Annotated in this window: 14 protein-coding genes; all 14 read left to right on the top strand. The window is 48.2% G+C overall.

Features of this window, described 5'->3' with window-relative positions; genetic code table 11:
- Nucleotides 1-670: YqaJ viral recombinase family nuclease (locus PKX57_RS10950; RefSeq protein WP_472417303.1), on the top strand; the 670-nt coding region annotated here is incomplete at its 5' end.
- Nucleotides 670-1596, top strand: a complete 927-nt coding sequence (locus PKX57_RS10945; protein ID WP_472417301.1) for a recombinase RecT — start codon at nt 670-672, stop codon at nt 1594-1596. The genes PKX57_RS10950 and PKX57_RS10945, both read left to right, overlap by 1 nt.
- Before the next feature lie 59 nt (nt 1597-1655).
- Nucleotides 1656-1829, top strand: a complete 174-nt coding sequence (locus PKX57_RS10940) for a hypothetical protein (RefSeq protein ID WP_472417299.1) — start codon at nt 1656-1658, stop codon at nt 1827-1829.
- A 9-nt stretch (nt 1830-1838) separates the two neighbouring features.
- Complete coding sequence (locus PKX57_RS10935; RefSeq protein WP_472417297.1) at nt 1839-2690, top strand: hypothetical protein; 852 nt, start codon at nt 1839-1841, stop codon at nt 2688-2690.
- On the top strand, nt 2680-3969 hold the full coding sequence (locus tag PKX57_RS10930; RefSeq protein ID WP_472417296.1) for a replicative DNA helicase: 1290 nt from the start codon (nt 2680-2682) through the stop codon (nt 3967-3969). The genes PKX57_RS10935 and PKX57_RS10930 overlap by 11 nt, the downstream gene beginning before the upstream one ends.
- A gap of 80 nt (nt 3970-4049) precedes the next feature.
- Nucleotides 4050-4334 (top strand): hypothetical protein, encoded by a 285-nt coding sequence (locus PKX57_RS10925; protein WP_472417294.1) that lies wholly within the window; start codon nt 4050-4052, stop codon nt 4332-4334.
- The gene (locus tag PKX57_RS10920; RefSeq protein WP_472417292.1) at nt 4334-4537 is read left to right on the top strand and encodes a hypothetical protein; all 204 of its coding nucleotides are present in this window, start codon (nt 4334-4336) and stop codon (nt 4535-4537) included. The genes PKX57_RS10925 and PKX57_RS10920 overlap by 1 nt, the downstream gene beginning before the upstream one ends.
- A complete protein-coding gene (locus PKX57_RS10915; RefSeq protein ID WP_414674585.1) occupies nt 4515-4670 on the top strand; it encodes a hypothetical protein in 156 nt (51 codons plus the stop codon). Before PKX57_RS10920 ends, PKX57_RS10915 begins: the two co-directional genes overlap by 23 nt.
- A complete protein-coding gene (locus tag PKX57_RS10910) occupies nt 4636-4875 on the top strand; it encodes a hypothetical protein (RefSeq protein ID WP_472417305.1) in 240 nt (79 codons plus the stop codon). The genes PKX57_RS10915 and PKX57_RS10910 overlap by 35 nt, the downstream gene beginning before the upstream one ends.
- A 10-nt stretch (nt 4876-4885) precedes the next feature.
- Nucleotides 4886-5056, top strand: coding sequence for a hypothetical protein (locus tag PKX57_RS10905; RefSeq protein ID WP_472417290.1), 171 nt, complete (start codon nt 4886-4888; stop codon nt 5054-5056).
- A complete protein-coding gene (locus PKX57_RS10900) occupies nt 5040-5285 on the top strand; it encodes a hypothetical protein (protein WP_472417288.1) in 246 nt (81 codons plus the stop codon). The genes PKX57_RS10905 and PKX57_RS10900 overlap by 17 nt, the downstream gene beginning before the upstream one ends.
- Nucleotides 5282-5410 carry a hypothetical protein gene (locus tag PKX57_RS10895; protein WP_472417286.1) on the top strand — a complete coding sequence of 43 codons (129 nt, stop codon included), beginning with the start codon at nt 5282-5284 and terminating at the stop codon, nt 5408-5410. Before PKX57_RS10900 ends, PKX57_RS10895 begins: the two co-directional genes overlap by 4 nt.
- Nucleotides 5370-5615, top strand: coding sequence for a hypothetical protein (locus PKX57_RS10890; RefSeq protein ID WP_472417284.1), 246 nt, complete (start codon nt 5370-5372; stop codon nt 5613-5615). The genes PKX57_RS10895 and PKX57_RS10890 overlap by 41 nt, the downstream gene beginning before the upstream one ends.
- Before the next feature lie 34 nt (nt 5616-5649).
- Nucleotides 5650-6144 carry a hypothetical protein gene (locus PKX57_RS10885; RefSeq protein WP_472417282.1) on the top strand — a complete coding sequence of 165 codons (495 nt, stop codon included), beginning with the start codon at nt 5650-5652 and terminating at the stop codon, nt 6142-6144.
- Nucleotides 6145-6194: the final 50 nt, after the last annotated feature.

Below are 6194 nucleotides of genomic sequence, written 5' to 3'. Positions count from 1 at the left end.
AGAGTACCCCTGGATGCTCGGCAACATCGACGGCGACATCTACGATCCAGCGAGCGACTCTTTCGGGGTTCTCGAGATCAAGTTCGTCTCGCCTTACGGAAAGGAAGAATGGATCGGGGAAGAGATCCCGCAGGAATATCTCATTCAGCTCCAGCATTACTTCGTCGTGACCGAGAGGACCTGGGGAATCATGGCCGCTCTCATCGGTAACGAAAGGCTCATTATCAAGCGTGTGGAAAAGGATGAAGAGCTGTGCAAGATGATGGTCGAGAAAGAGAGAGATTTCTGGGAAGAACACGTCCTCAAAAACATCCCGCCAGAAGTGGATGGCTCCCCTGACACTGAAGAGATCCTGAACAGCCTCTATCCATCCGCAAATAACGAGAGCATAGAACTTTCTCCGACCGCCGATCATGTCATCGGGGAGCTTCTGGACCTCAAAGTCAGATCGAAGGAACTGGAAGACGAGATAACCGAAAGAGAGAACGTCCTCAAACAGATGCTCGGAGAGAACGAGGCAGGAAGAGCCTCCAGGCACTGGGTGTTCTGGAAGAACTTCACTTCGAAAAGGTTCGACACAACGAAATTCAAGACCGACAATCCCGATCTCTACAACATATACACGAAGGAATCCCCGTACCGGAAATTCACGATAAAGGAGGCCAGGTAATGTCAACAACTGCCGATGTCAAGAAACAGCTTGCGAAGAAAGAGGAAAACGGGAACAAAAAACCCCAGACGATAATAGAACTTCTCAATTCCTCAGCGATGAAGAACCAGATACAGAAGGCTCTGCCGAAAGGAATGGACGCGGAGAGGATCGCCAGAATCGCCCTTACTGCCGTGAGAATCAATCCCGAACTTCGAGAGTGTACCGTTGAGAGCTTTGCAGCCGCTCTGATGGTGAGCGCGCAGCTCGGGCTCGAGCCTAACACCCCTCTCGGTCTGGCCTGGTTGATCCCGCGGCTGAACAATAGGAAGTTTCTAGACGACAAAGGGAGGGAGACTTACAAAAAGATCAAGGAAGTCGAGTTCCAGATCGGATACAAGGGAACGATAGATCTTGTCAGAAGGTCCGGCATGGTGAGCGCGATCTTCGCGGAAGAGGTAAGAGAGAAGGATACTTTCGAGTTCGAACTTGGAACGAATCCGCACCTGAAGCACATCCCTTATCTCGCTGGCGACAGAGGAAAGGTCCTCTTCTACTACGCGGTGGCCACGTTCAAAGATGGCGGTTTCGCCTTCAAGGTTATGTCTCTGGACGAGATAAACAAGGTGAAAGTGATTAGCCCATCCGCGAACTCGAGATATTCTCCCTGGAATACCTTCTTCGACGAGATGGCCAAGAAGACCTGCATCATCAGACTGGCGAAGTACTTGCCTCTTTCTGTCGAGATCCTCAGAGGAATCGCGCAGGACGAGACTGTCAGAACCAACCTGCCTGAAGAGGGTGAAGATGTTCTCGACCTTCCTGATATGAATACCTATATCGAGATCGAAGCTGAGGAAGTCGTCGTTTCCGAGGGAGAGTTCGACGATACGAACAAGGAACCGAAAGAAGACTTCCAGAAAGGTTCTCTCACCGGCCTGAAATAACCCGCTTCATTCCGTCCCTGGTTCGCCAGGGGCGGCTTTTTCTCGAAGGAAGTGATGTTGTGGATAGAACGGAAACGATAAAACCGAGAACGAAACGGGTCGATTTGAGAAAGAAAGGCCCCGCGCCACGAACGAAGTGGGAGATCTACGAAGAGAGAAAGAAGATTATCTACGCAATTTCAGACAATGTCCAAAGGGATCTCAAGGAACTGCTAGACGAACTGGGTTTGTGAGGTGAGTGTATGAACATATGGGATCTAGAGGGGAGATTCTGGAGGGAGCACGAAAAGGCCCCACTCAATAAGGGCGCATTTTATTTGTTCTTCAGGCTCATATATGAAGCAAATAAAGCCTTTTGGAAGGGTCCGCTTGTGATCTCTTGGAACTACCTTCAGAAGACGCTCGGGATATCATCCGACACTCTCGGGCGGGCGGTAAGTGATCTCAAGTCGCGGAATTTGATCACCTATACGAGGACCAAGAAGACCTCTGTTTTCTGGTTCCCCGAAACAGATAAGTTGGAGAATCAAACCACAAATCACTTTGATAATCAAAGTGATGTACCGAGAAATTCCGAAATATCTTCCGATCACTTTGATAATCAAAGTCCAAATCAAAGTCCAAATCAAAGTGATAATCAAAGTGATAATCAAAGTGATCGCCTTCCAAAACCTATGGTTTCAAGCGAATCAGAAGGGCCTCTAAGATCTAAAGACTTTAAGATCTTAAGACAAGATCTTAAAGATCTAAGATCTAAAGAGCGCGATAATCCGGAAGAACTTACAAACAATGACTATATCAGGCTTATAGACACAGCTATAAGCGAAAGCGATATCAAAGAACCTCATAGAATCATTCCGGCTATTATCGGAAACAGAGATCCTTCAGATTATCCGTTCCTCTTGTGGCTCATTCGAACAACCGTCTTCTCCAAAGTGAAGAATCCCATAGCCTACCTCGACAGCTTCTTCATGAACGACCAGCAGAGCTTTGAGAAGAGGACGCAGTACCAGGAATATATGGGAATACTTCAGAAAGCCAAAGCGGTGAAGGCGGCCCGGGAATTCGAGAAGGTGATGGCCGATGCAAATTGAAGACGCAACAGTGCTCGCGTCTCTTATCCTGTCCCCTGAAGCGAGATATACATTCCCGCTGATAGACCCGAAACTTCTCTATGATGACGAAGCGCGACAGGTTTGGAACTGCTTGAAGAACCATATAGACGCGTCCCCGGAAGAGCTCATGGCATTTCTGGCCAGGGAGACGGAACTGACCTCTTTCAAATGGATGGACCAGGGCATCTTCCAGGACGATATAGCGGCCCGGGCCGTGAAGGACTACTACCAGAACACTCTGCGGATCAAGCTGGCGAATATCCTGAGCGATCTATCCAAAAAAGTCGCAGAAAGAGAGGTAACGATCCAGGAGGCCCTGGACACGGCATGGTCCTTTCAAGAGAAGCTCGTGACGGAGTCTGAAGCCAAAGATTTACAGAAGATCGCGAACGAGACCTGGGATATTCTCGAGCTCGTTTGGTCGGGAGAAAGGAAGGCTCTCGACTGGCCCTGGTTGAATGTCGAAGAGCTGGCTAACGGACTATGGGGAGGCGAACTCGTTATCGTGGCCGGGAGGCCCTCGATGGGCAAATCGGCCTTCATGATGAACGCCGGCCTGAAGTGGGCGGAAAGAGGCAAGAAGGTCTGCCTCATATCGATCGAAATGAAGGCCATGGAGCTCATGCTGAGGATGTGCGAAAGGGAGTTCGATTTCTCTCTCTCGAAGAATGTCAAGTTCTTCGGCAACGATTCTCGAGCCAGCGAGAGGGCAAGGCTCCAGAAAGCTTTCTCCCGTGTCATGGCCTTGCCTATGTATATTGTCGATTCCGGAAAAAACAACATCCACGAAGTGATCACGACTATAAAGAATCTTCGGGTAACTAAAGGGATAGAGGTCTTCATAGTCGATTATCTCCAGCTCATGGCGGGGAAAGCGAAGAATAGAGATCAGGAGATAGGGGAGATCACCAGGGCTCTGAAGCGTGTGGCTATGGAGCTGAATATTCCTATAATTGCCGGGGCTCAATTGAACAGGGAGACAGAGAAAAACGAAGCCGCAATGCCGTCGCTGGCGAACCTCCGAGAGTCCGGGAACATCGAGCAAGATGCGGACCTCGTGATGTTCCTCTATCGTCCCTGGTACTACGGCATGAAGAAGGAGCTGGCCCGAAAAGTCAGCAATAAAACAGATGATTCGATTGATATAAAGGACGAAAAAAGGCTTGACGTGATCGTGGCGAAACAAAGAAACGGCTCGACCGGCTCGGTGATACTCAATTATGACCTGAATCACCAGACGATTGAGGATAGGAGGTGAACTGATGAAACCCAGGCGAACTAGCGCGAAATGGTTTGAAGGATACGAATGGTTGTTCGGGCAGACTCTATGGTTTTCAGATGAACTTTTCGGACTTGAAGAGGAGCGTGAAGGAAATGCCGTTGACCGACGTGGAACTAGATGATATCGAATGCAGGGCAAGGATACAGAAAAAGAACTTGAACGGGATCGTGGAGACTTATTTCGGGGAGTGGATCCCGGAGCTGATTGCCGAAGTGAAGAGGCTTAAGAAAGAAAACCATGAACTTCGCCAAACACTGGAAGGCAACGGAATGATGATCCTGAAGGAGGAAAAGCCGGACTTATATAACGACCGCCTGGATATTATCGAGGTTGATTACTGATGAGCTTAACTCAGAGAGCAGTTTACTCCTTCCTTCTCGAAAGACTTGACGAGGTCTCAGAAGACCTTGAGGTCATTGTCGAGGGCAGGAAACTCTGGCAAGCAGCCTTCAAGGCAAAGGAAAACGCCGCTCTGACATTCCCTGGCAGCGAGTGGCGGGTAAAGAGGTGGATGAGGACGAATGGTAAGAAGAATATGCCCTAACTGCGGTAAAGGACAGTTTAGCAGTGTCGAACAAGAAGACTGGACTTGCAGCAACTGCGGAGCTCGAATACCGAAAGAACTAAACGAGGTGATTAGAAGTGAAACAACTTACTCTGATCGGAATAACAGTTAGAGACGAATATGAGAATGAGATGCCGTACAAGGCGACAGTGAAGGCGACGATCTCTCACGGAAAGGGATCGAGCAAACAGACCACAAACAGCGCTACTTCTCTCCAGATTCATCCAGGCCGCATTGACGAATTTGTTAGCGAGTTCAACGATCTCGTGCAGAAGTTCTCTAGAAAGGCCTTGCATGAAGATGGACTGGTCGAGTGAGGTGAGGAGGATGAAATACAGAGTCATTCTCAAGAGGACAAATCAACAAGGAAAGGTGGAAGAGAAGAGACCGTTAATTGAGGCCACGAGTCAGCACGAAGCTATGGAGATAGCTCTTAAGATCCCTGAGAACAGAGGGTTCTATGTCTGGGGAGTGAAGCAGGATGAAAGTGAGAGTTAACCCTTCGCTGTTCAGATACCACGTCGAGAGGTCAGGAAAGACGATAACGGCAATCGGCGGAGATCCTAACTCCGCAAGGGTCCTGTTCAATATCCTGACTGGCCGTACCAGGTTCACGACAATGAAGATGATCAGAAAATTCGCGGAAAACATGGGAATAGAGCCACGGGAATTGATTCCAGACAAGAAGATCGACAAGATCATAAGAGTGTTCGCGGAGGTGGAGTGAAAGTGATTCTCATAGCAATTATCGCGTTGGCCCTTCTACTTATGATAGGCTACGCCCCGCTGATAATCTCAGGGAGGATCTCAGATGAAGAAGAAAGAAGAAAAAGCGATTACAGAAAGGGCTAAGGCGGTAGCAATAGTATATCCCACATACTTCGTTCTCAAGAGGCATGAGAAGAAGCTTGACGAAGTGATTGCAAAACTCGGGAAACTGAAGACCTCAGAGCCTGTCTCAAAAATGTGGCTCTATCTTCAGGAACTAAAAGAGTTCATTGAACTGTATGAGCAGCTTGAGAGCGCTAACCAGACGAAGATCCTGGAAAAGATGTGAGGGCCCGCGCCCTCACTTTCCTTCGGAGGGAATTATGCTTCAGCATAGATGTGAGAGATTCGTAGCCGGAACTCATTCAGAAGAGGACCTTGTCATCATACTTCGGTCGTTGCAAACAATGTGGTCGAGGATCCTTGAAAGACCAGTTGTGCTTGGTCTTGAAAATGCCGAGATAGTTGTTGAATCACCTTGTGGGTCTCCTACCTTCCTTTCAAATATGAGCATGAAGGATGCTTTGAGAATTAAGAGGATTATTGGAATCGAAGAGAAAGAGATCTACTATCAGACTATCAAGCTGCTGGAGCTCATGTTTAGGAAACTTACAAAGCGTCAGATGGAAGCTATCTTCTGGAGGCTTATAGATCACAGTAGGAAAGACGGAAAACCTCCTAGCAACCGTGAGCTTGCATCTTTTCTGGGAATAACCGAAGGAGTTTTAAGGAGGAGACTAAGGGTCGCATATGAGAAATTGGGGCTTGATCCTGTTAAAACCAACAACTTCGTTGTTCTCAATCTCGAAAGAGAATGAAAAGTTGAACCATGGGACGCAAAAATGATATACTACATCTAGAATGCGAA

The sequence above is a fragment of the Mesotoga sp. genome (assembly GCF_035363035.1).
In the GTDB taxonomy this organism is placed as follows: domain Bacteria; phylum Thermotogota; class Thermotogae; order Petrotogales; family Kosmotogaceae; genus Mesotoga.
Note: the sequence above shows the minus strand (reverse complement) of the source record. Positions and strands in the feature narration are given on the sequence as shown.

Excerpts from the sequence above, each read along its gene's own strand:
- PKX57_RS10945 (WP_472417301.1), top strand. The coding sequence starts at position 670 with ATGTCAACAACTGCCGATGTCAAGAAACAGCTTGCGAAGAAAGAGGAA.
- PKX57_RS10935 (WP_472417297.1), top strand. The coding sequence starts at position 1,839 with ATGAACATATGGGATCTAGAGGGGAGATTCTGGAGGGAGCACGAAAAG.
- PKX57_RS10930 (WP_472417296.1), top strand. The coding sequence starts at position 2,680 with ATGCAAATTGAAGACGCAACAGTGCTCGCGTCTCTTATCCTGTCCCCT.
- PKX57_RS10925 (WP_472417294.1), top strand. The coding sequence starts at position 4,050 with ATGAACTTTTCGGACTTGAAGAGGAGCGTGAAGGAAATGCCGTTGACC.
- PKX57_RS10920 (WP_472417292.1), top strand. The coding sequence starts at position 4,334 with ATGAGCTTAACTCAGAGAGCAGTTTACTCCTTCCTTCTCGAAAGACTT.
- PKX57_RS10915 (WP_414674585.1), top strand. The coding sequence starts at position 4,515 with ATGGTAAGAAGAATATGCCCTAACTGCGGTAAAGGACAGTTTAGCAGT.
- PKX57_RS10905 (WP_472417290.1), top strand. The coding sequence starts at position 4,886 with ATGAAATACAGAGTCATTCTCAAGAGGACAAATCAACAAGGAAAGGTG.
- PKX57_RS10900 (WP_472417288.1), top strand. The coding sequence starts at position 5,040 with ATGAAAGTGAGAGTTAACCCTTCGCTGTTCAGATACCACGTCGAGAGG.
- PKX57_RS10890 (WP_472417284.1), top strand. The coding sequence starts at position 5,370 with ATGAAGAAGAAAGAAGAAAAAGCGATTACAGAAAGGGCTAAGGCGGTA.
- PKX57_RS10885 (WP_472417282.1), top strand. The coding sequence starts at position 5,650 with ATGCTTCAGCATAGATGTGAGAGATTCGTAGCCGGAACTCATTCAGAA.